We start from the raw sequence: 22,718 nt of genomic DNA on the forward strand, positions 1-22,718 counted from the left end.
CCTGGGAAGGGGGTGCGGGCAGCGGTCCCTTCACCTCCTCTCGGGACTCAGGATGATCCAATCTCCCTCTACTCGGGCAGTCGCCCCTCCCGGAAACGGATCGGTTTGAGTTTTGTTCGGGGCCTGAATTAAGGCGGTCATTTTCTCCACTTGCTCGTAATTCGGCGCTTTCGGTAACTGTTGCTGCAACAGTTGCCGCAGGGCACGGCGCTGAAGGGCGAGGGGTGCAGTCTCCAAAATGCGCCGATTGATTCTCTGAGTCATCTGGGTAAATTCACCCTTGACAATTGGCTCACTTTGTGATTTGGCTTGCTCCAACAGTTCCCCCGCTTGGGTTTCCAGGTATTCCACATCAGCGCGTAAGAGTTCGGCAGTTTGTGCGAGATGTTGCTCTACACCGGGGTTAAACTGTTGAGTGAGGTAAGGGAGCAATTCTTGGCGGATGCGGTTTCGGGAATAGGTGATATCGAGGTTGGTAGCGTCTTCCCAAATGGTAATCTCACGCTGTTGACAAAATCTGCCGGTTTCTTGGCGGCTAACTTCTAGGAGGGGACGCACCAGGCGGAGATTAGGAGTAAGCTGACGGTCCCAGGAAAGGGCTTGTAATCCATCGGCACCAGTGCCCCGGATTAAGTTAAATAGGAGGGTTTCAGCCCGATCGCTCAGGGTGTGACCCGTGACGAGGGTGGTATAACCTTCCCTTTGGGCAGTCGCGCTTAAGGCATGATAGCGCCATTCTCGCGCACCGGCTTCCGTGTGCGGGACTTCAGTGCCAGCGGTTTGGAGGAAAAAGGGTAACTGCCACTGATTTGTGAGAGTTTCCACATATTTTGCATTAGGAGTCGAATCGCTACGCCACTGATGATCACAATGGGCGATCGCCAGATGCCAATTCCATTTAGGTTGTAAATCTAGCAGCAACTGGGCTAAACAGAGGGAATCTTGTCCACCGGAAACGGCGATTAAAATGCGATCGCCCGGTGACAATAACCCACGCTGTCGCAAAGTTCGATGGAGTTTAACATGGAGAGGCGTCCATTGAGTCATAGGTGATTGAGCATCGGTTGTTTATCCTAACTGTCCATTTGGCGAATTTCATCTAGTGGAGATTCGGGTTCTGTGGGGCGATCGGGATAAAATTCTATATGAAGTTTCATTTTTCCCGTTTGCCATCCTTTTCCCGGTTGGAGAACTTTACATTCCCATCCATTGAAAAAAAACTTTTTAAGCGGATCGTAAGTTTGATTTTCCCAGGATTTGAGTAAAGTGGCAAGTGTAAATAGCTCCGGCAAGTTACTAATCTTTGCAAAATTGGATTGCTGAGAAATTACGTCATTTTCTGGATGCAACTCAATCCATTTATCATTCATTTTTGTCTCTCCCTTTGATTGTTTTTACTCTCTTTCATCGTGACAAAAGCTGGTTTTTTACCTTGTAAAAAAACTCAAATTTTGAGCTAACCCCGCTTGACCTGCGTAACTTTTGCTTGATTCTAACGGTCCATTTTCCGAATCTCATCCAGGGGTGAATCTGGTTCCGTGGGGTCATCCGGGCAAAATTCGACATGAATCCTAATTTTTCCAGTCTGCCATTTTTTCCCCGGTTGGAGGACTCTACACTCAAACCCATCGATAAAAGCTTGCTCTTCCTCACTCAGTTGCTCTCGCAGGTGATCAAGGATTTGGATACCCGTAAAATTCCAGGGCCAATCCTCAATTTGATTTTCGGAATTGAATTGTTGAGAAATTATATCCTCTTCTGAATTCAAAATTATCCAGCTTTCCTCCACGGTTTTATTCCTCCTTGTCTGACAGTCTACAAAATAGTGAGGTGAGGTTGAGGGAATTTCCAGAAAATAGGGTGCGCTAGAGATGTGTAACGCACCCTATAAGTTATCTTGCTGAGTTCAGATTGGATAAGAAAATCGAGGGAAACCTGGCGATATAACCTTACCCAATCCGGTAAATTTCTTGGAGCGAAGGTGATGGGAAAATAATTGCCAATTATTCCTTCTTGATAGTGGAAGGTTCGGGAAAACCGCTGAGATGATTTTGAACAGAATTACTGTCTTCGGGACAAAATTCAAGACGCAGTTGAACTTTTCCTCGTCGCCAGTATTTACCTGGACTTAACACTTCACATTCTAAGCCCTCGGTAAATAAACTTTCTTCTTCTAATTTTGTTTGCAGCAAGTCCATGAGTTCACTGACTTTGAACGTGCATTGAAACATCAGATTGCTGCCACTGGTAGACAGGACGTCTTCATTTCCGAGCGCCTCAAATTGCTGAGCCATTTCTATCTCCGCGTTCTATTAATTTGACAGTTTTCATAGCGGCGGTTATGGGGTGGATATTCAGTCTCCCTCGACCCTGGCGATCGCCCTTTGAGAGCGACTCCTAATGGGACCCCATAACCACTTTGTATTGACGGTTTAGAAAAACCACCCGTAGGAATGCAGCCCTTTACCCAAAAGATTGACCCCAAGATAACAGATCCAGACTACGACAAACCCAGCGGCTGCCAAAATTGCTGGTTTTCGTCCTTGCCAACCTCGGGTAATGCGCGCATGAAGATAGGCAGCAAAGACTAACCAGGTAATTAATGCCCAGGTTTCTTTCGGGTCCCAACTCCAGTAGGAACCCCATGCTTCGTTTGCCCAAACTCCACCGGCAATGATTCCAATGGTGAGGAGGGGAAACCCTAATCCGATAATCCGATAACTGATGTTATCCAGGGTGTCGGCAAGACTGAGGCGTTGGGGTGAGAGGGTTGCTTGGAGGGTTTCGGTAGCGGGTTGTGCGGAGGTATCAACTTGCACGACGTCAAGCAAGGCAACATTGCCGCTGAAACCCTTGCCGTTGTTGTTGCCGGAGAATTCGGTAGCAAATTCCGGGGTGGGACCTTCGACTGCTGGAATGGGGGTTCCTGCACGTTGGAGGCGGTAGCGATCGCTGCGATAGGACCCATTCCCAATGGAACTCCCCCGCAGTTCGATATTTTGACCCCGTGTCACCACTAAGAAGGCGATCGCCAGCAGAGAACCCACCATCAGGGTGGCATAACTGAGCATCATGACGCTGACGTGCATCATTAACCAGTTAGATTTTAAGGCAGGGACGAGGGGTGCTGATTGCTGCATTTCCCCCGGTAAAGTGAGGGCAGCAAATGCGGTAATCGCCATCGCCACTGGGGCAGTGGCTACCCCAACTAACCGACTGCGGCTCATATTTTCCGCAATGAGATGAATCGCGGTAATTCCCCAGACGAGGAAAAACAGGGATTCATAGAGGTTACTTAAGGGAAAATAGCCCGCTTCGATCCATCTTGCGCCGAGTAAGGTGGCGATGCAGAGATTGGCGATCGCCATGCCACTGGTCCCCAAGGGCCACAAAGCGGGAATTCCCGGAAATGCTGCACCTATCCAATACAACAACATGGTAATGAATAGGACGCAGAAAGATGTATTGTCTAGCCAATTCTGAAGGCTACTGAGGTCCACAAGCATTCTCCCATCGGTTTAGATTGAGACGTTCTAGTTCTCTTTATCCTAACCATTGTTGTTACTGCTCAAACCTGTGAATTTGATACGGGAGTGTTCACGGGCGATCGCACTGGGGATTTTTGGGGTGGAAAAAACCCGCACCCTGAAGGGTGGGGCGTTTGCGGACAAAGCCCGCCTGCGCGGGCTGAAGAGAAGCCCGCACCCTGAAGGGTGGGGCGTTTGCGGACAAAGCCCGCCTGCGCGGGCTGAAGAGAAGCCCGCACCCTTCAGGGTGGGGCGTTTGCGGACAAAGCCCGCCTGCACGGGCTGAAGAATAAAGGGGCCGGAAAAACCTGCACCCGGTTTGAGGAGTGTGCCGTCAGGAAAGGGTGGGGGTTAAAGCGTAGGAGTACCGGATTTGGAAATCTTCAGCCTGCGGAGGCAGGCTTCGTCCGTATAGCCCCACCCTTCAGGGTGTGGGTTTTTAGGGTATTCCAACAAATAAATCATCCAAATCCGAGGGTTAAGGACCCAACAATACTCTTGTAGCCTGCGGAGGCAGGCTTCGTCCGTATAGCCCCACCCTTTCCTTACGGAACGCTACGCGAACAGGGTGTGGGTTTTTAGAAACCTTTGACTCTCTATTACTCTGGGGTACTCGGGGTCTGTACCTCTGGAGTCGCTGGTGCTTTAGGCGCAAGAGAGGGGGTAGAAGGTTGTGCGCCCGGAAGGGTAGCGCCGGGGAGAGGTTGGGCACTACCGGCTTTTTTCATCGCCACAAAGACTTGATAACGAGTAGTCCGTTGGTTTTCAATTGCAGCAGTGACCCCGATCGCCCGCATGGCACTAATGGCAATTTGTTGTTGGGGAGGCAGTTGCAACCAGGCGGGAGTATTCTGATTAAGAGTCCGTTCCATATCCATGAAAAAATGGCCGTTGTTAGGAGAAAGCTCTAACGGGACCACACTTTGGAATTGCTGACTCATGGCGAGGGGAGTTTGCGGTTTGGGGATAATCCGCTCAGCAACGGGGGCCAAAACGCTGATAAAGGCTACATTCCCATCTAACCACCCGTGGTTCACGCTCACGGAACCATTTTGAGCCGTCCATTTGACTAGAGGCTGTTCGCCAATCTGAGCCTGTTCAACTTTAAAGTTATATTGCTCAGTCATCACTTTATCCAGCTTAGCGAGAATCGCTTCCCCCGCACGGCGATCGCTGGCTTGGACCATTAATACCACCCCCACGGGAAAAAACGAGGTATTGTTTTCTGCCGGTGGCAGCATTGCCAGGGAAAATTCCCCTTGCATCCAGGGGAGTAAGTCTTTTTCTAAATCTAGGGTCGTGGTATTTCGGATGGCAGTTTTCAACCAGTCCGGACTAATCGGTGCGAGGGGATTGGTTGCCACCCCTTGGCTATAATCTTGCCAGACGCGCTGTAAATTGCCTCCGGACATCATCATTAAAGTGTCTGCCGGGAGGCGGGTTGTCATAGTTTTACCATTATTTTCGACGGCATATTTCCGTTCGCTATCGGGTTTGAGCCATGCCACGGTATCAAAGGCAATGCCTTCGGTTTGGAGGGTGATACTGGTGGCGAATCCTTGGTTTTGTTGCTGCTGCGCAATTTCATTGGGATCGGCGCGATCGGAGTTTAACGAGGCAACGGCAGCGGCAACGGGAACGTTGACATAAAAACGACCAAAGGGTCGGGAGGTTTCGATTTTTTGCCATGCAGCGATCGCACCCGGTGCATCGACGATGGAGGGTGCGCCGAGGAAGGTGTCAATGGCGCGGTTGATGGTTTCACTATCCTTGGCGATCGCTAAATAGCGCCCATCGATGACAGTGACGGAAAAGCGATTCTCATCGGGCACCCCTTGGGTTTCTTTAATTTCTATATTTTTGTAGGTCCGAGGGACCCATCTGCCGCCTTGTGGAGGTTGGGCGGATTCTAGAATTTGCTTGGCGCGACTGGGATTGGCGATCGGTAACACCATGAGTAGAGACTGGCGACCCGAAAATGCGGCGGGAGAAGGCACTACTTCTTCCTTATTTTCCCCAGCGGCATTCACGGGGAAAGGGGGTAAAAACCCCAGGGTCACTTCGGACCCTACCCAAGGTTGAATGTCTTTTTCATACTGGAATCCATTGGCGGTGAGGTAGCGATCGCGCAACTGCACTAGGTAGTTATCCAGCAACTTTTGGCTTTCGGGGGTGCCAAATTCGCGCATTCTCTGCCACTGTCCCGCATTGGTGGTGAGGGAAAGGGTCATCAAAGCATCTTCAGGGATCAGTTCGGCACCCACTGGGATCTCGGGTAAAGGCCGTTTTTGGGCGATCGCCCAGAATGCCGTAATTGCTCCACCGAGTAACAGAACCGCCGCAACAGCAGCGATCCCGATGGAAACTTTTGGTTTTTCCAGTTTGAATTTGGGGGTCCCTTTGGTGTCTTGGGTCTCAGATTTAGTCTCAGACATGATGTTACCGAGTGTCAGGAGTGCAATTGACAATTTAACGCAAACTGTTGCTTTCTTTCGCGTATCCTTCCCCAATTCTCAAAAATGTGGCATCCGCCCAGAGGTAGAGCCCCCCTGATGCGGGATACAGGAATAAGGTAGAGGAAGAATCCAAGGGAGGGAAAACCCGTTTTTTTAGTAGAAATTTCAGGAACTATTTTACATCTCTCGGGTGAATCAGTAAAACGCGGATACAGTATTCGCTAAACCGGATAAAAATCCAGTTTCACTGCCCACAGAAAGGGGCAATTTGCTACGGATTTTCTCAAAAAAACCAAGGTTTTCCCCATGCGGTACTGACGCCCTAGACGGCAGTAGACTTAAAATCAGTTCCGGTTGGTTTTCTGGGATTTGACCTAACCGGCGTGATATTTTGTTGATTCTGGCTCTCCCATTTTTTTAAGGGCAAATTGGGGCAGTTATGGGGCGATAGAGGGTATCTCGTTGTTGGTAAGGGCGATTAATTCCGGTAATCGCCGATCGCAGGGTTTCCGGTTCCATACAGCTTCCCCCTTTCGCCCCGGCCATTGTGGTAATATGTTCTTCCATTAACGTGCCGCCAATATCATTGCATCCCCAGTTGAGGGCTGTTGTTGCACCCTCTAATCCCAGTTTTACCCAACTGGGTTGATGATTGGGAATCCAGTTGCCGAGGAAGATTCGGGAAACCGCAGTTAGGAGCAAAGTATTGGAGAGAATGGGTTGATCTCGACCGACACGACTGCGCAAGGGGGCGGGGGCTTGTTCTCCTACAAAGGGGAGTAAAATAAACTCGGTAATTTTGGCAGGATAGTTACGATCGCAGGCAGTTTTTTGAAGCGATCGCAATTTTTCCAAATGGTCAATTTGTTGCTGCGGTGTTTCAATATGTCCGCACAACATCGTGCTAGTTGTTGGTAATCCCAAGCGATGGGCGGTACTGATAATTTCTAGCCAAGTTTCGCTATTAATTTTTTCCGGACAAATAATATTTCGGATGCGATCGTCCAAAACTTCCGCAGCAGTTCCCGGCATGGAACCCACTCCCGCCTCCTGCAAGGTGGCGATCGTTTCCTCATAGGTGATCTGGTCTTCCCGGGCAATAAACTGGACTTCTTGGGGAGAAAAAGCGTGCAAATGCAAATCAGGAAATTTATCTTTAATTGTCCTCACCAGTTTAAGATAATAAGGCAAGGATTTTCCGTCAATTTTAGCCTCCAAATGCAAGCCGCCCTGCATACAAATTTCTGTTGCTCCCCGTTGCACCGCATCGGTTGTTTTTTCCAGAATTTTTCCCCAATCCAGCCAAAATGCTCCCTCTTCATCCGCATCCCGACGAAAGGCACAAAAACTACAATGTTGCTCGCAGATGTTCGTAAAATTAATATTGCGATTAATCACGTAGGTCACCGTATTGCCAGATTGTTTTTCCCGGAGTTCGTCAGCCACCTGGGCAATGGCATTGACCTGTTTGGGTTCGGTTTGTTGGAGCAAAATTGCGGCTTCGGCGGGAGAAATATCGGTTCCATCCAAAGCCTGAGATAGAAGAAAATCAACAGTTTTTAAAGTCATGACAGTAGAAGTAGTTAATGAATAGGAAGGGTTAATTCGTTTTAATTAACCCATTTGTGAGGAGCTATAGGGAGGGGAGCCAAGTCGGGTGGGATAATAGTGATTAAATTAATTCAGCTTTATCCCTCCATTCTATAATCTGATGAATTTCTTTTTTTGAAGCTAAGAGGGTGATTCGATTCCCCCAAAATATGACCGGGTACTCAGGACATAAAATTAGGGATCCTTTCAAAAACTGGATCAAGGCGTCATAATAGATTCTTGGTCCTTGGGGTTCGATGTTCCTGTAATCCAGATTGATTCCACTTGCTCATCGATTTTAGCCCGCAGGGAAAACACGACTATTTGGGTTTGATTATTACAGATTAATGGAAATTTCACCCGCTTTGCATCCGGCCTACATCCAACCCGCTCTTTCCTCCTTAGACATATCGGTGGTTGTCCCTATTCACAACGAGGTGGAAAGTCTGCCACACCTGATCAGTGCGATCGCCCAGGCTCTGAGTGATGCTCAACTCAATTATGAACTGATCTGCGTGGATGATGGCTCCACCGATGGCTCCACCGAAGTGCTCAAACAAGAAGCGCAAAAGCGAAATGACTTAGTAGCTGTGATTTTGCGCCGCAACTATGGGCAGACGGCGGCAATGGCAGCGGGATTTAAGTGTGCGCGATCGCCGATTATCGTCACCTTGGATGGGGATTTACAAAATGACCCCGCCGATATTCCCGAACTGGTAATGAAGTTAAATGAGGGATATGATCTCGTTAGTGGTTGGCGTCAAAAGCGTCAAGATGCGGCCCTCACTCGTTTGCTTCCTTCTAAAATTGCTAATGCCATGATTGGCAAAGTAACCGGAGTCCAATTGCACGATTACGGCTGTTCTTTGAAAGCATACCGCACGGAAATTGTGGCGGATATGAATCTGTATGGTGAGTTGCATCGTTTCTTACCTGCCTTGGCATTTATTGAGGGGGCGAGAATTGTCGAAATTCCAGTCCGTCACCATGCTCGACGCTATGGTAAAAGCAAGTACGGATTAGGCCGAACGATTCGGGTCTTGATGGATTTATTAACGGTTTTCTTTATGAAAAAATTTCTCACCCGTCCTATGCACGTTTTCGGCGGGTTTGGAATTATTTCTATGGTCTTGGGTTTTGTATTAGGATTGTATTTAACAATTCTCAAACTCGGATTTGGGGCAAGTATTGGCGATCGCCCCTTACTAATTTTGGCCGTAGTCCTGCTTTTAGCCGGGGTACAGTTGTTTAGTTTTGGCCTCTTGGCGGAGTTATTGATGCGAACCTATCACGAATCTCAGCAACGACCTATTTATCGGATTCGGGAAGTCATCGAACCCTCGTCTCGATAACCGGGCTGAAAAAAGTCAACGCTTACAAGGACAAGAAACCCGGTTTTTAGCCTAAATTAGTGGCGAATTGATAAAGAGGTGGTGAAGAAACCCGGTTGCTAACTTTTTCCGGGTTTTCTAACCTTTACCGGGGCAAGAAACTGGGTTTATGCTTCAACTTTTAGCGCTGGGATGAAAGTCAATCAGGTAACTCGATTTCTGAGGGGCTACTTTCATCGTTTATCCTGAGTTCTTTCCCCTATTCTCGAATCCCATCGTCGGGAATGCTGACGGCGGAAAGTCCGGCGATCGCCCGTAAGTTTTGGATGCGAATCAGTTCCATAAAATCTAACCCAGGTCTCCCTTCTAGGGTGGCGACGGTTTCGATCGCACTCATCAGATGTCTAGCGGCATCAGGTTCGTTATATCCTCTTCTCAGGGCAATTTGAATGGCCGCTTGATCTGCCTCGATTTCGCGATCGCTGCGGTGGGTGCTTCGCCAAATTTGAACCCCTGCTAGGACCGTTAACCCCCCAGCAGTCACCACTCCTACCGCATCTCTTTGGCCAAGTTCGACCAGAGTCCCTAACAATCCAGCAATGACAACCCCTTGATATAAGTCCGCTTTAAACCATTTCACCCCCAATAACCAGCTAACGGTTCTCAGGAGTAACAAGTCTCTTTGGGGTCTGGATAATTTACGCCAGAGGTCAAAGTTAATATAAATCGGTCGTTCCCTCGCCCAAGGCAGGGGAAAAGAACTCTCGATCGCCGTTGATTGTTGCGGTTTATTGACGATTTTGCACAGCATCCGACCTGATGCAGGCATCAAGTCTAATAAGCGGAAAATTTCGGGTGATGGATCCATGATAGGCAGATTCGGGTTGAAAGTGGGGATATCTAGAGTTTGGGGGAAGTGGCAAAGAAATGCCCACAGCGTCCTACAATAGAATACGATAGTGCGATTCGTTCCTCCTTTGGAGTGGGTTGGGCCCAAACCAGCCATTCCCGGGAATATTAGGGCAGCTATCAGCCATCTTAATGAGTGAAGTTTAAGACATGGAAGCTTTTGAGCCAATTCCACCGGAATGGACAACGAAGGCAGTTCACGCTCACGAGTTCGACTGCCCTTCCTGCCATGCTACCTCTATGGAGGCGCAGCGGGTTTGGATTAATCGGCGATCGCCGGTTTATACGGAAAACCACCGCCGCAAGTGGCAGGAGTTTTACGAGTGTAGTCAGTGTAGTTGTGTTTGGTGGGCCTGGAGTAGCGATCGCCCCCCTTCTCAGTTTGCCGATCGCCAGGTCCCTCCCCGAGATGATTTCCCCTCGTCTCTGGATGATTTATTTTAACCCTTGACAAATGTCCAGTATTGTAATTGGGTCGCTCTAGGGTGAGAAACGGGCCATGATTTACCACCTAGGGGCTTTTTCTAGCAATTTTTGAGCCGCAACCCGATCCAACCCTCGGGAGAAAAAATACCCCTGTCCATAATCACAGTGCAAGGACCAAAGTTGCACTAAATGTTGCTCTTTTTCCACCCCTTCTGCGGTGACGTACATCCCGAGATTATGGGCAAGGGTGGCGATCGCCCGGACAATTTCCGAACTTTCATTATCCCCCTCCATTCCCATCACAAAGGATTTATCAATTTTCAAGGTATTAATCGGAAATTGGGCTAGATGAGACAAAGAAGAATACCCCGTGCCAAAATCATCAATACACAAATGAATATTCCGCGCTCTCAATTGTTCCAATAACTCCGCTGCTAATGCCGCATTTTCCATTAATACACTTTCAGTAATTTCTAACTTTAAACTACTGGGGTCCAGATGGGTTTCTTCTAAAATGCGATCGATGCGGGCCAGTAAATCCGGTTGTCCCAACTGCTGCCCGGACAAATTAACACTAATACTCAAAGGTTCCGGTGTCTTAAATTGCTCATGCCACTGTTGCATTTGCAGGCAAGCTTCCCGCAAAACCCATTCCCCTAAAGGTAAAATCAACCCCGTTTCTTCCGCCACGGGGATAAATTCCCCCGGAAACACTAACCCGCGTTCTGGATGTTGCCAGCGTACTAACGCTTCAAATCCGGAGAGTAAACCCGTATCTAACGCCACAATCGGTTGATAATGTAGCAGAAATTCCGCTGGTTCTAAATAAGGCTGACTGTCTGTTTTTTCCTCTGAACTCGAAGCATAGGAAATGACCAAACCCGAGGCAGGGTCGGTGAGATTTTTCGCCAGAAATTCTGAGGTGTGTGCAGGCGTAGGGAGGGGCAGTTCACCATTTTTGAGAATAGAGCGCCGCAAATCATTTTCTAAGTTTAATTGAGCTACGGCATCTTCTAACATTGTACTATCAAACACTTCATATCGCGCTTTGCCTCGGGCTTTGGCGCGATACATGGCAATATCCGCATCCCGGAGTAAATCTTCGGGACGCTCATAGCCCAGTTTGCTGGGGGCGATACCAATACTCGCCGAGGTAAAGACTTCATAACCCTTTAGATTAAAGGGAGAAATTAGTTCAGTGTGAATTTTTTCGGCCACTGTAATCGCCGATTGAATATCCGGGATATGTTCGACTAAAATGGTAAATTCATCCCCCCCAAACCGAGCTAGAATATCACCGGAACCCACACACTTTTGCAGGCGTTTTGCCAAAGCGACGAGCAGGCAATCCCCAATAAAATGCCCTAAACTGTCATTGACCACTTTAAATCGGTCTAAATCCAGAAAAATCACGGCAAACTGATAATCGAGTTGAACTTTTGCCCGAGTTAAGGCAGAAGTGAGACGGTTCAGGAAAAAAGCACGGTTCGGCAACCCGGTGAGACTATCGTGCAGGGCTTCATGACGTAATGTATCTTGGGCATTCTGGCGATCGGTAATGTCCATAACGTGAATATGCACAATATTGAGGGAGGGAATCGGGTGATACAACCAATAAAATAGCCGATCCTGAACGAACCGTTCTACCTGCCACCCGGATTTCCCTTGTTTTAGGGAGGTGACGACCAGTTCTCGATGATTCCGGGGTAAAAAGCCGGTAGCCAATCCCAGGCGTAATTCTTCTAACACTCGTTCGGTGGCAGGATTGACGTAGAGAATTTCTCCTTTAAAATCGCAGGCGAGGACGGGATTGGGGTTGTATTTGGGAAAGGCAGCGAGGCGGATATTGGCTTCTTCGGTGGCTTTGCGATCGCTGATGTCGGTTTGGGAACCCGCCATTCGATAAGGGTTTCCCTCGCGATCGCGCACTGCCAGACCCCGAGAGAGCATCCAGCGATATTCTCCCTGAACATCTAAAATTCGATGCTCACTTGTGAAGTGGGGGGTGACTCCGGCTAGATGATCGGCGATCGCTTGTTTCAACGGGTCGATATCATCCGGATGAACTCGGCTAAACCACTCTTCTGGACGGTAAAGCGAGTTATGCTCAGAAATCTTCTCGCCATTTTCCACCTGATACCCCAGCAAGGATTTCCATCGCGGGGAAAAATACACCCGGTTGGTAATCAAATTCCAATCCCACAGTCCATCATTCGCCCCAGCTACGGCTAAAGCATACCGTTCTTCACTCTCACACAAGGCGCGTTCCCGTTTCTGGCGGTCGATCGCAGCAGCTAAAACATTGGCGATCGCCTGTAAAAAGTGCAAATCCTCTAAATCAAACTGATGGCGTTCCGCACTATAAGCTGCTAAAACGCCATAAGGTCCCGTTTGTCCATGTACCAGCACTGTAATCCCACTAACGATACCCCGTTCTAATAAAAAGGGAGAGGGTGTGAAACGGGTTTCCTCCAGGAAATTAGAGGACAAAATCGGTTCATTCACCACTAGAGTATAACCCGCTTGGGATTCTGTATTCACCCCTATTTTTACCGACTTGAGCGCATCCTGACAACATCCCCCACAGGCTTTTAACTCCAGTTCCTCGCGATCGGGTAACAATTCCCACAAACAACAACAATCGCTATCGAGGGTATGGAGCACTTCTTCGGCTGCTTCTTCAATCAGGCTCATGACCTCCATTCCCGCCAGCGCCCACTGCCCTAACCCCGCAATCACCGCACTTTCCCGAGCGTGTGCGGCTAACAGTCGTTCGGTGCGCTTCCGTTCTTGCAGTTCCCGTTCCAACGATGCCATATTCGCTTGCAGTTGCTGTTCTAATTGATCAGCATGAATGAGAATCGGACGAGTGAGGGGATATAGTAAAAGCGCGATTAATCCTGTGCCTAAGAGTAATAAGACAACCGTAACCCCAACTAAAAGCTGGATGTGGTGAATCCCAGCTTCCACATGAGTTGAGGAAAGTTGTAACAAAATCACCCAGTTGCTGCCCTGAATTGGTGCAACTGCCACCGCCTCGGAACCGGGAAGACTGTTTTTGGGGAAGTAAACGCTGCGCGGGTGCGTCATCTTCTCGTTTTGTAATACCGAAAGCCGAGTATTCGGTCCCAGCGGCATCAAACCTTTTTCATCCGTATAAGAGAGGAACGGCAGCAGGCGATCGATCCGGGCATTGTTGACTCGTGCTAAAGCAATTTCTACGGATTGACCCGAAGGGACAAACTCCTGTAAAATTCCTTCGATTTCCGAGACGGTGAATAAGAATAAATCGGTCCCCTGGGGTTCTGGGGATGGCGGGTTAACTCGGACTATAGTGACGAGCAAATAAGACGGGTTGACGACTTGTACCGGCTGGAAGGAGATTTTTTCCGGGGCATCCCCCATCGATTCAAACCCTAAGCCCAGGGGAATCTCCATCCCTAACTTTACTATTACCTCACCCTGGCGATCGAGCCGAGTGATCCCCGCTACTTTTGGGGCTTGTTGGAGCACATCCACCCGGGGGGAACTCCCCTGTAGCCCCTGGGTTAAATCACCCCCAAGGGTGTTGGTACTGGAAAGCTGTTGCGCGATCGCCCTCACCTGCCAGAAATACTGCTCTAGGGCTTGACTTTTCGTTTGGGCTACTAAAAGAACCTGTTGTTGGCGGTCCTCGTTCAGATGATGATAAAGGAATCCGATACTGACGATAGAAATGATTGCACCGATGGAGAGCATCCCCAATGCCGTATAAACCACAAGCGATCGCCGTAACCGTCCCGATAGGTTGCCATTTGCCACTGTTAATGCCCACCGTTGGAAAAGCAAGTGAATCTAAAGCCTCTTTCTCACGATAACCCTATCCCTACTTTTTAGTAAACCATTTTTGCTCGGGTTTGTCTGCACAATCTGAGATTTTCTAAAACATAATTTAGGATTGCACGACGCAATGGACAAAAGTCCAGGCTTAAAAACTCTCCAACTCCTCTAGGAGCCACTGCCAATGGCAGTCAAACCCCCTAAAGTCGTCATAGAAGGTACTCTCAAAGACTGCACCGCCAAAACAAGTCCACCCTACCGGATCGTTACCACGATTAGAAGTAATTATGGCTACCATTTCCCCTCTGAATCAAGGCGATCGGTCTTTTCCCTAATTTTTCCACCCTTGTCTTACTGCATTTGCCCCTGTTATACCCCATCCAGTTTTTAAAGCACGTTTACTCTTCACTCCCACCGCCAAAGCTTTCCCCCTCTAGGCGAACCCTCGAATGGCTCAGCTTTTTCACACAACGAGAACTGAACTCCCTCTTCTTCCCTCAACCGCCAACCACACCCGATCCCTCTTAGTGTTCTTCTCACTTTTAGTAAAGCCGGAAAGAAAATCTCGCCTAAATTTTGGTAACGAGGAGAGAGAGCGGATAAAGTACCTATGGACAATTTAAAACCCCTTTTCCAGCGGTAGGTTTTGACTGTTCGGGTTCAAACTGGAAAGTAGTATCAGTTGTTGCCACAACTACACACTCCCCGATTTAACCCCATTGAAAGGATCCTCCAGATTAGGCCCCTAGGAATCCGGTGACAAATTTTCCTCATCCCTGGTTCAGACACAGAAGGGACTGATATCTGCCCTAATTCTAGGAAGAGTCCTACAAAATACCCCTGTACCAAGCTTTTGGGTAATTAACCCGCCCCGGAAAGGGTTGGTTACGATAGCCCCACCCTCAAGGGGACCCGGGTTTTTTGTAGAAAAATTTATTAGACTCCCGGCAATAATTACCATACAATAAAAGTTCTGTCAACACCCTATGGAGGGAAGCATCCCAGGTTTACGCTCTCAAATACCGTTCACAAATAGGGGAACACTCACCGATGCCAGACTACTATCAACTTGAAAAACGCTTATGGGACGCGGCGGATCAATTGCGTGCCAATTCCAAACTCAAACCGTCAGAATATTCCCTGCCGGTACTGGGTTTAATCTTCCTGCGCTATGCTGACTATAAGTTTACCCAAGCCCTGCAGCGCTATCGCACAAGCGATCGCCCCGTAGCGGAACGGGAACGGGTGTTATCTGTTCCCCTCCAGGCACGGTTTGAGTCCCTGCTGAATCGTCCGGCAGAAGCCAATCTTGGAGAAGAGATCAATAGTGCGATGCGGGCGATCGAAGCTGAAAACCCCGCGTTGAAAAACATCCTCCCCAAAACTTACCACCGTCTCAGTAACGAGATCCTCCGGCAACTGCTGACGGACTTTCATACCATCGCCTTGGATATCGAAGGGGATGCGTTTGGAAGAATTTATGAATACTTCCTCAGCAATTTTGCCATGAGTGAAGGGCAAAAAGGTGGCGAATTCTTTACCCCTACCTCTTTAGTAAAGTTGATTGTTGAAATTATCGAACCCTATCACGGGCGCATTTTTGACCCAGCTTGCGGCAGTGGAGGAATGTTTGTTCAAAGTGCCTCATTCGTAGAAAAACTACAAAAAAATCCTAGCACGGCCATCGGAATCTATGGACAAGAAAAAATTGCCGATAATGTGCGTCTGTGCTTAATGAACCTCGCTATTCACGGACTTACGGGAGATATTCGCCAGAGCAATACCTATTATGAAGACATTCATAATTGCGTAGGTAAATTCGATTTTGTGATGGCTAATCCTCCGTTTAATGTAGACAAAGTAGACAAAGAAAAAATCAAAGAAGACCCCCGATTTCCCTTCGGCTTACCTCGGGTTGATAATGCCAACTATTTGTGGATTCAATTATTTTATAGTGCCTTAAATGCCAAGGGTCGTGCAGGTTTTGTTATGGCAAATTCCGCCAGTGATGCTCGCGGCCTGGAATTGGAAATTCGCAAAAAGCTGATTCACGAGGGGGTTTTAGAGGCGATCGTCGCTGTCGGTTCTCACTTTTTCTATAGTGTAGGCTTACCCTGTACACTCTGGTTCTTCGATCGCGACAAAGTGAATAACCCCCGCAAAGATAAAGTCCTATTTATCGATGCTCGTCAATTCTATCAGCACGTTTACCGTTCCCACCGGCAATTTAGCGATGAACAAATCCAATTTTTAGGGAATATTGTCCGGATGTATCGCGGACAAACAGTGGAACCTGTAGCAACTTTACCGGAACATACTCGTTACAATCCGTCGGTCCCAGCTTACGGAACTTTACCCAATTGGGAGGAAACATTTCCGGACAATATCTATCGCGATGTTCCGGGTTTGTGCCGGATTGCCGTGATTTCCGAAATTGCAGAACAGGCTTATAGCCTGAATCCGGGACGGTATGTGGGGCTGGCCCCCAAACCCGAAGACGATTTTGATTTTTATGAAAAATTACAAGAACTCAAAGACGAATTTGAGATGCTCACGGTGGAGGCAAGAGAACTAGAAGGGCGAATTTCTCAAACTATTCATGGCCTATTAAAGGTAAAAGAGAATGAATGAACGAGAGAAGAATAACCTCCCGACTTCCTCATTCCTATCCTTTTTCCAGGACTGGGGACTGTTTACTTCTAAACTCTGGTACTCTACCTTTTAGCTAACACCGTGAAACCAAGGAACAATTGGACGCAAAAAGAGATTGGCGAAGTCTGTCTTGTTGGAGATGGCACTCATGCCAAAATTAAAAGACAAGAGGATGGAATCCTCTACTTAACCGCCAAAAATATTAAACCGGGTCGGTTAGAACTTTCCAAAGTTGACTGTATCTCCGAAGCGGATTTTGAACGCTATTTTTGTAAGAGTGCTCAGTCGATTCGCAAGCCAGAAGCCGGGGATATTTTATTTGGCATTATTGGCAGCATCGGAGAACCCTATTTAGTCCAACCCGAGGACTTCTTTGGGATTTCTAGCAGTCTGGCTATTTTAAGACCTAATCAGACCATTCTCTGGTCTCCCTATCTTTATTACTGGGTGAAAGGTCCGATTTTCCAAAATGCGTTACAGGCAAGGAAGGCTGGAGTCGTTCAGTTGTATATCAGTTTGAATGCCCTAAAAGGAATGCCGATCGCCTATCCCGATTTGCGTACACAACAAAAAATAGCGGCGATTTTGACGGATTATGATGATTTGATTTCTAACAACCAACGGCGGATTAAGCTACTCGAACAGATGGCGCAAAGTATCTATTACGAGTGGTTTATGAAATGGCGGATTCCTAATTTGGAATTGCGAGAGGCAACCCCGGAAGAACAACAAGTAACCGGCCAGGAATTGTTTCCAGTCGGATGGGCGATCGCACCGATTGGTGAGGCGATCGAAACCATTAGCGGCGATACCCCAGCGAAGAAAAAGCCCGAATACTGGGCCAATGGAACATTAGTGTGGTACAGAACCACGGATTTAACCAATGCGGGAACGATGTTTGTTTCGGGTTCTACTCACAAAATTACGGACTTAGGGCAGCAGCGCAGTAAAATTCGCACATTCCCCCCCTATTCGGTGATGATGACATCTCGGGCGACGATTGGGGTTGTGGCAATTAATACCACCACTGCTTGTACAAACCAAGGATTTATCACTTGTATCCCCAATGAGCAGATATCGGCCTACTATTTATATTTTTGGATTAAGGAAAACCGCGATCGCATTTTTAACCTGGCATCCGGTTTAATGTACCGCGAAATCAATCTCGGCTGGTTTCGACAATTACCCATCACTATTCCCGACCCCACTACCCACCATCAGTTTATCGAAACCCTCGACCCCCTCTGTCGGCAAATCGAAACATTACAAGCGAAAACGACTAACCTCAAGTTAACTCGGGAGTTACTCTTGAGTAAATTACTCTCCGGCGAAATTGATGTCGAGTAGATAACAGGGGAAGGGTATCATTAGGTTTCAGCGTGATACAGAGGCTGAGTACACTCCTGGAAAATTCAATACTTTTCCAGGGAAATCTAGGGGAGAGATGGACAAAAGTTTAGGAATCAGCCTAAAATTCCTCATTATCAATATCCGGGAATCATCAACCTCTACGGAGGGTCCTAACCACTCCCCATACACCAGTCATCACCCCACGGTTTCTCAAAACTGCCCCTCTGGCATTTTGAAGAAATAAACCACTTAATTTTACCACCCAATTCAGCCCGGTTTCAGGGTCCTGTATCTGAGCAAAACGGAAGCTTTAAGTCAATTTTTTATAGCAACATTAAATGATTTTTCCTACCCTAAACAAGCCAGCTACTCACCCTATTTAAAGATGTTTTTCTGAACTATCTCCTAGAAAAAATCCGCCCATTTGATTGAATTATAATCCAATAAAGGGCAGATTGTCCCGGTGCTAGAGTCTTAGGTTTGAGAATTGATAACCTTCTTCCTATTCCCCTCTGTTGTTTATTCAAAAATCTGCTAAACTAGATAAAAACACCGATGAACGGGGAGACCAATATGGTACAGAGTCAAACCTCGGAAATTCCTATCTTTCCCCCAGGCGATTTATGGAGTGAGGAGCCGCCCTTGGAAAGTTATCGACACCTTAAACAACTGCTGCTGCTGCTTGCTTGTTTAGAGAGGTTTTGGAAAAATCGCCATGATTTTTTTGTAGCCGCAAATATGAGCGTCTATTACAGTAACCGCCAGCGCAAGTCAGAAGAAATGCGCGGACCCGATTTTTTCGTGGTTTTGGATACAGAACGCCGAGAGCGAAAAAGTTGGGTGATTTGGGAAGAAGAAGGAAAATATCCGAACTTTATTATCGAGGTTCTATCTGATAGCACAGCTAACACGGATCGGGGCTTAAAAAAACAGCTTTACCAAGATATTTGGCGCACTCCCGATTATTTTTGGTTTGATCCTTATACTTTAGAGTTCCAGGGATTTCACTTGATGAACGGGGAATATCAAGCCACTCAACCGAATGAGCAGGGATGGCTTTGGAGTGAACAATTACAGCTTTATTTAGGTATTTTACAGGAAAAGCTGCGCTTTTTTACTCCAGAAGGGGAACTGGTTCTGACGCCAGAGGAAGAAGCGGATACCGAATATGCTCGTGCTCAGGAGGCGATCGCCCAAGTTGATGCCGAACGTCAGCGTAGCGCTATCTTGCGGCAAAAGCTGCAAGAACTGGGCATCAATCCGGATGATATTACTTAATATTTGTCAAGGTTAAAGGTTCTGAAATATTCGGCCTTTCGGAATCTTTAACCCCCTATTACTAATACCCCTAAAAAACCACCAAGAAATTATCCAACTATCATAAGCAGGGGAAACAAATATTTTTTTGAATCCCTCCAAGTTTTTAAGCTAAAATGTAACAATTTTAAGTTATAATGTTTTTTTAAAACAACCTAAAATGACCTTTATGTTAATTTGGGAAAATTTTATGAACTGGCCTTTTTTACTGTTAGTTTTGGGGCTGGTAAGTGTCGTCATTCCGTTGGGATTGAATGCCTACGTTTATGCGGTGACTTACGGCGATCGCTATCGGGAAATTCAACAGGTTCCCCCTCAACCAATTGCCATTGTTTTTGGTGCGGGGGTTTGGGATGATGGAACTCCTACCCCTATGCTGGCCGATCGCGTTCAAGCTGCGATCAATTTGTATAAACTGGGTCGCGTTCAGAAAATTTTGATGACTGGGGACAACTTCCATCCTGATTATGATGAAGTTCAAGCCATGTCATCTTATGCAGAAGAACAGGGGGTTCCAGCCAGCGATATTCTGCTCGATCGCGCCGGATTGAGCACTTATGAGAGTTGTTACCGCGCTCAAACCCTGTTTGGCATTCAACAGGCAGTTTTAATTACCCAACGCTATCATCTCCCCCGGGCCGTTTATACGGGTCGTCAGATGGGAATTAAAGCAGTGGGTTTAGGAACCCCGGATTGGGGGATTTTCCGCACCGATTCGATGACTTACTATACTTTTCGGGAATTTATGGCCGTTGTCAAAGCATTATGGCAGGTTACTGTTACTCGACCTGAACCCACAGTTATTGGTCCTTTTGAAGGAGGGAAATCAGGGAAATAAACGAGCAACTGTTGCAAGGAACTCTGTCCGGCATTTGCCCAAAACTTTCTTGATCCCTACAAAAAAAGACGCGCCCAACAAATTGCGTTATATCAAGTTTGGCGGATTAACCTAAAAAACCATTTTTTCCTCTTCTCCCCCATCCTTGCAAAGAATGGGGGGAAAGGGGTTAGGTCAGTGTGGGTGTCAAGCAAACATGATATTAAGCGCGTCTTTACAAAATATAATTTCTGGGTGAATTCACTCTTTTAGGGATACCGAACTGGAATTCCGAGGTTTCTTAAATGCTCCTAAATCCAGGTTCGGGATTTTTCTGGAGTAAATAAAAACTTACGGATTTTTCTCATCCATGAGTCCCACCTGAGACCACAGTAGCTTGACCATCAGCGCTTTAGCAATAGCATTCAATTCTTCCGCTGATTCTGACTCCTCTGGGCCTACGTTGGATTTGGGAGCCCTGGGGGACGAGGATTCATCGTCTTGGTTATCAACTTTGGGTGAATCTTCTGGGTTCATGCTGCCTTTACCTTCGAGGATCAATTCGGATATCTGTTCTTACTATAAATCCATTTGTTTCTCTAAAAGGCGATCGCCGTCTAACCCTGATGTGAAGATTATCCCCAGGAGATTGCGATCGCGATCGCAATCTCCTGGGGATACACAAGACCTCGGCAAATTTACCAGAAATATTACCCCCCCTTATCTAAACAGAGTTAATTCCACCTGCCAGTTTTTCTGCTCAAACTGCTTGCGAGAATAAGGAAATTCTTCCCCGCCTTCTAGCTTAATAACATAGTTCTGAAGCTCGGGTATATTTTCTACAACTAGAGGAAATTTACAGGTCATTTTAGAAAAACCAGCTTGTAAAGGTTGGGGGTTCCCTACCCCTAAGACTCCGGTGGCGATCGGCTGGTGATCGCTATTTTGAATGACAACTTCCGTCCCGGGATGGAGATATCTCTCTTGACTCTGAATGCAGGGGTCTCCGGGTTCCGTAAATAGTATTTCTACATACCCCGTTAATTTTCCAGGTTGTGACTGGATTGAGTCTCCTGGGTTCATCACGTTTTTGGGACCCGGTGTAGAAAGGGGCATGAACCCCACTAAAAGTCCCCCCACCGCAAAAACTCCTACAGTTCGTAAAATAAACAAGTTAAGGGTCTTCATAAATTTGGCATTGATTGCTGTTTGTTAGGATGTTAATAAACCGATGCCTTATTCTGGACTTTTTTTTAAATATAATCAGCCTTTGAAGGCATCAAAGGGAGCGGGGCTGACTACCGAATGCTGCCAGAACTCTAGTTTTTATTTTCCCAGCATTCCCTGAATTTATTCATCATTCTTAAGGGGGATCTTATAAAATTGGTACCCTCTTCCTCTGAGTCCCGCTATCTTTATCTTAAACAGGCTGAAATGGGTGTGGTTGGAAGTCGGATTACTGGCGATGGATTTAATCAATAAAGGTCTTACTCTTGAGTTGTTTCTTGAGTTTCGCCCCCCTTTTAATTGATTATTTTTAGACTTTTACCTCAAAAAAAACATATTTTTTTCATACAAATCCCCAATTTGAGAAACCTTAAATTACCTGAATTGCTCTATAGAGCGCCTCCCTATCAGTTAGACAAGATGGGCGTGATTTACCCTTACTATGGTTGATGGAGCATTCACTTCAGGAAGACTGCTGATAGAGGTCCCGTAGGCTGGAGTCACACCTAGCACGATTCCAAAATTTTATCCCGAAAATAAGCGATTTTGGGGTAAAGAGAGATGTGGTTTTTAGGGCTTGTGCGCGATTTAGACTAGAGCAGCGAGTTGCTATAGGGCAAAAAAGTCGAAATTAGAGCGATCGCGATCGCTACCAAGCGGTGATAGGGATTATTCATGCCCGTGATAGGAGTCCCTTCCATTTTCAAAGAAATTGGAGAAGATCCAAAGAGTAGAACCTAAAGTCTGAAGCCGACCACCCGCTTGAGCAACCTAAACCTCTTGCGGATCAGTCAATACATTGAGAGCCATCCGGGTTGACCCCATAAGAGGCTGTAATGTCCATGCAAGTGCTGACTTAGCACCCGCTCGTAACAACAGAGGAAACCAGATGAATGTATTAGATTATACCATACAGCATCTAATTCGCATCACTTGGATAGAGCTTTCTGAAAAAGCGCCCACACAAAGCGATCGTTCTACGGTTCCAACTCGTGCAGACCAGGCATTTTTCCAGCCATTAGGCCCCCTCAAGCACTGGCTCGATCGCCTAGAAGTTCGCGATCGCCAAATGGCGCATAGCTTGTGTAAGCTGATCCCCTCTCAATGTCCCTTTGAACGGGATATCAAAGTTGGGGATCGCGTCTTATTTCACATTCCGCCCCTATGTAAACTCAACCCATTTTATGAGCAGTTTGTAGGGCTGCGCTTCCGCGCATTATGTTATTTAGTCGATGAATGTGGTGAGGACGTCACCGTTTACTGTTAAACCAAACCCGGTTTTTCGCCCTCACTCTGC

At 47.2% G+C, this 22,718-nt stretch carries 19 protein-coding genes; 7 read left to right on the plus strand and 12 right to left on the minus strand.

From position 1 onward, the window contains the following. Nucleotides 1–30 precede the first annotated feature (30 nt). The 7 genes from tilS to cofH all read right to left on the minus strand — a co-directional run bounded on the left by tilS (nucleotide 31) and on the right by cofH (nucleotide 7,552). Nucleotides 31–1,047, minus strand: coding sequence for a tRNA lysidine(34) synthetase TilS (gene tilS / locus NG792_RS16535; RefSeq protein ID WP_261236108.1), 1,017 nt, complete (start codon nucleotides 1,045–1,047; stop codon nucleotides 31–33). A gap of 26 nt (nucleotides 1,048–1,073) precedes the next feature. Continuing rightward, entirely contained in the window at nucleotides 1,074–1,370 is a 297-nt protein-coding gene (locus NG792_RS16540; protein WP_261236109.1) for a KGK domain-containing protein, read from the minus strand. A gap of 122 nt (nucleotides 1,371–1,492) precedes the next feature. Then, on the minus strand, nucleotides 1,493–1,789 hold the full coding sequence (locus NG792_RS16545) for a KGK domain-containing protein (RefSeq protein WP_261236110.1): 297 nt from the start codon (nucleotides 1,787–1,789) through the stop codon (nucleotides 1,493–1,495). A gap of 214 nt (nucleotides 1,790–2,003) precedes the next feature. Further along, complete coding sequence (locus NG792_RS16550) at nucleotides 2,004–2,294, minus strand: KGK domain-containing protein (RefSeq protein WP_261198067.1); 291 nt, start codon at nucleotides 2,292–2,294, stop codon at nucleotides 2,004–2,006. 138 nt (nucleotides 2,295–2,432) lie between these two features. Then, nucleotides 2,433–3,500, minus strand: coding sequence for a c-type cytochrome biogenesis protein CcsB (ccsB, locus tag NG792_RS16555; protein ID WP_261198068.1), 1,068 nt, complete (start codon nucleotides 3,498–3,500; stop codon nucleotides 2,433–2,435). Between the two features lie 626 nt (nucleotides 3,501–4,126). Further along, nucleotides 4,127–5,962 carry a DUF3352 domain-containing protein gene (locus NG792_RS16560; RefSeq protein WP_261236111.1) on the minus strand — a complete coding sequence of 612 codons (1,836 nt, stop codon included), beginning with the start codon at nucleotides 5,960–5,962 and terminating at the stop codon, nucleotides 4,127–4,129. Between the two features lie 438 nt (nucleotides 5,963–6,400). Continuing rightward, nucleotides 6,401–7,552, minus strand: a complete 1,152-nt coding sequence (gene cofH / locus NG792_RS16565; protein ID WP_261198070.1) for a 7,8-didemethyl-8-hydroxy-5-deazariboflavin synthase subunit CofH — start codon at nucleotides 7,550–7,552, stop codon at nucleotides 6,401–6,403. 368 nt (nucleotides 7,553–7,920) lie between these two features. Between cofH and NG792_RS16570 the strand changes: the two genes are divergently transcribed. Then, entirely contained in the window at nucleotides 7,921–8,925 is a 1,005-nt protein-coding gene (locus NG792_RS16570; RefSeq protein WP_261198071.1) for a glycosyltransferase, read from the plus strand. 238 nt (nucleotides 8,926–9,163) lie between these two features. On the opposite strand, the gene NG792_RS16575 is transcribed toward NG792_RS16570, so the two are convergent. Further along, on the minus strand, nucleotides 9,164–9,772 hold the full coding sequence (locus NG792_RS16575; RefSeq protein WP_261198072.1) for a DUF3318 domain-containing protein: 609 nt from the start codon (nucleotides 9,770–9,772) through the stop codon (nucleotides 9,164–9,166). 191 nt (nucleotides 9,773–9,963) lie between these two features. Here NG792_RS16575 and NG792_RS16580 point away from each other — a divergent pair, with 191 nt between their 5' ends. Continuing rightward, nucleotides 9,964–10,257 (plus strand): hypothetical protein, encoded by a 294-nt coding sequence (locus NG792_RS16580; RefSeq protein WP_261198073.1) that lies wholly within the window; start codon nucleotides 9,964–9,966, stop codon nucleotides 10,255–10,257. A 60-nt stretch (nucleotides 10,258–10,317) separates the two neighbouring features. Here NG792_RS16580 and NG792_RS16585 read toward each other — a convergent pair whose 3' ends face one another. Together NG792_RS16585 and NG792_RS16590 are read right to left on the minus strand one after the other, a co-directional pair. Next, nucleotides 10,318–14,040 carry an EAL domain-containing protein gene (locus NG792_RS16585; RefSeq protein WP_261236112.1) on the minus strand — a complete coding sequence of 1,241 codons (3,723 nt, stop codon included), beginning with the start codon at nucleotides 14,038–14,040 and terminating at the stop codon, nucleotides 10,318–10,320. 166 nt (nucleotides 14,041–14,206) lie between these two features. Continuing rightward, nucleotides 14,207–14,356 (minus strand): hypothetical protein, encoded by a 150-nt coding sequence (locus NG792_RS16590; protein ID WP_261236113.1) that lies wholly within the window; start codon nucleotides 14,354–14,356, stop codon nucleotides 14,207–14,209. A gap of 752 nt (nucleotides 14,357–15,108) precedes the next feature. Between NG792_RS16590 and NG792_RS16595 the strand changes: the two genes are divergently transcribed. The 4 genes from NG792_RS16595 to NG792_RS16610 all read left to right on the plus strand — a co-directional run bounded on the left by NG792_RS16595 (nucleotide 15,109) and on the right by NG792_RS16610 (nucleotide 20,215). After that, nucleotides 15,109–16,689, plus strand: coding sequence for a type I restriction-modification system subunit M (locus tag NG792_RS16595; RefSeq protein ID WP_261236114.1), 1,581 nt, complete (start codon nucleotides 15,109–15,111; stop codon nucleotides 16,687–16,689). A 102-nt stretch (nucleotides 16,690–16,791) separates the two neighbouring features. Next, a complete protein-coding gene (locus tag NG792_RS16600) occupies nucleotides 16,792–18,057 on the plus strand; it encodes a restriction endonuclease subunit S (protein ID WP_261236115.1) in 1,266 nt (421 codons plus the stop codon). A 576-nt stretch (nucleotides 18,058–18,633) separates the two neighbouring features. Then, a complete protein-coding gene (locus NG792_RS16605; protein WP_261236116.1) occupies nucleotides 18,634–19,338 on the plus strand; it encodes a Uma2 family endonuclease in 705 nt (234 codons plus the stop codon). 229 nt (nucleotides 19,339–19,567) lie between these two features. Then, nucleotides 19,568–20,215: a SanA/YdcF family protein gene (locus NG792_RS16610; RefSeq protein ID WP_261198079.1), complete on the plus strand. Its 648-nt coding sequence runs from the start codon at nucleotides 19,568–19,570 to the stop codon at nucleotides 20,213–20,215. Between the two features lie 330 nt (nucleotides 20,216–20,545). Here NG792_RS16610 and NG792_RS16615 read toward each other — a convergent pair whose 3' ends face one another. After that, the gene (locus tag NG792_RS16615; protein WP_261198080.1) at nucleotides 20,546–20,731 is read right to left on the minus strand and encodes a hypothetical protein; all 186 of its coding nucleotides are present in this window, start codon (nucleotides 20,729–20,731) and stop codon (nucleotides 20,546–20,548) included. Nucleotides 20,732–20,914: 183 nt separating this feature from the next. Beyond that, nucleotides 20,915–21,382, minus strand: coding sequence for a hypothetical protein (locus tag NG792_RS16620; protein ID WP_261198081.1), 468 nt, complete (start codon nucleotides 21,380–21,382; stop codon nucleotides 20,915–20,917). 928 nt (nucleotides 21,383–22,310) lie between these two features. Between NG792_RS16620 and NG792_RS16625 the strand changes: the two genes are divergently transcribed. After that, entirely contained in the window at nucleotides 22,311–22,688 is a 378-nt protein-coding gene (locus NG792_RS16625) for a Mo-dependent nitrogenase C-terminal domain-containing protein (RefSeq protein ID WP_261236117.1), read from the plus strand. Nucleotides 22,689–22,718 lie beyond the last annotated feature (30 nt).

The organism is Laspinema olomoucense D3b, from assembly GCF_025370785.1.
In the GTDB taxonomy this organism is placed as follows: Bacteria; Cyanobacteriota; Cyanobacteriia; order Cyanobacteriales; family Laspinemataceae; genus Laspinema; species Laspinema olomoucense.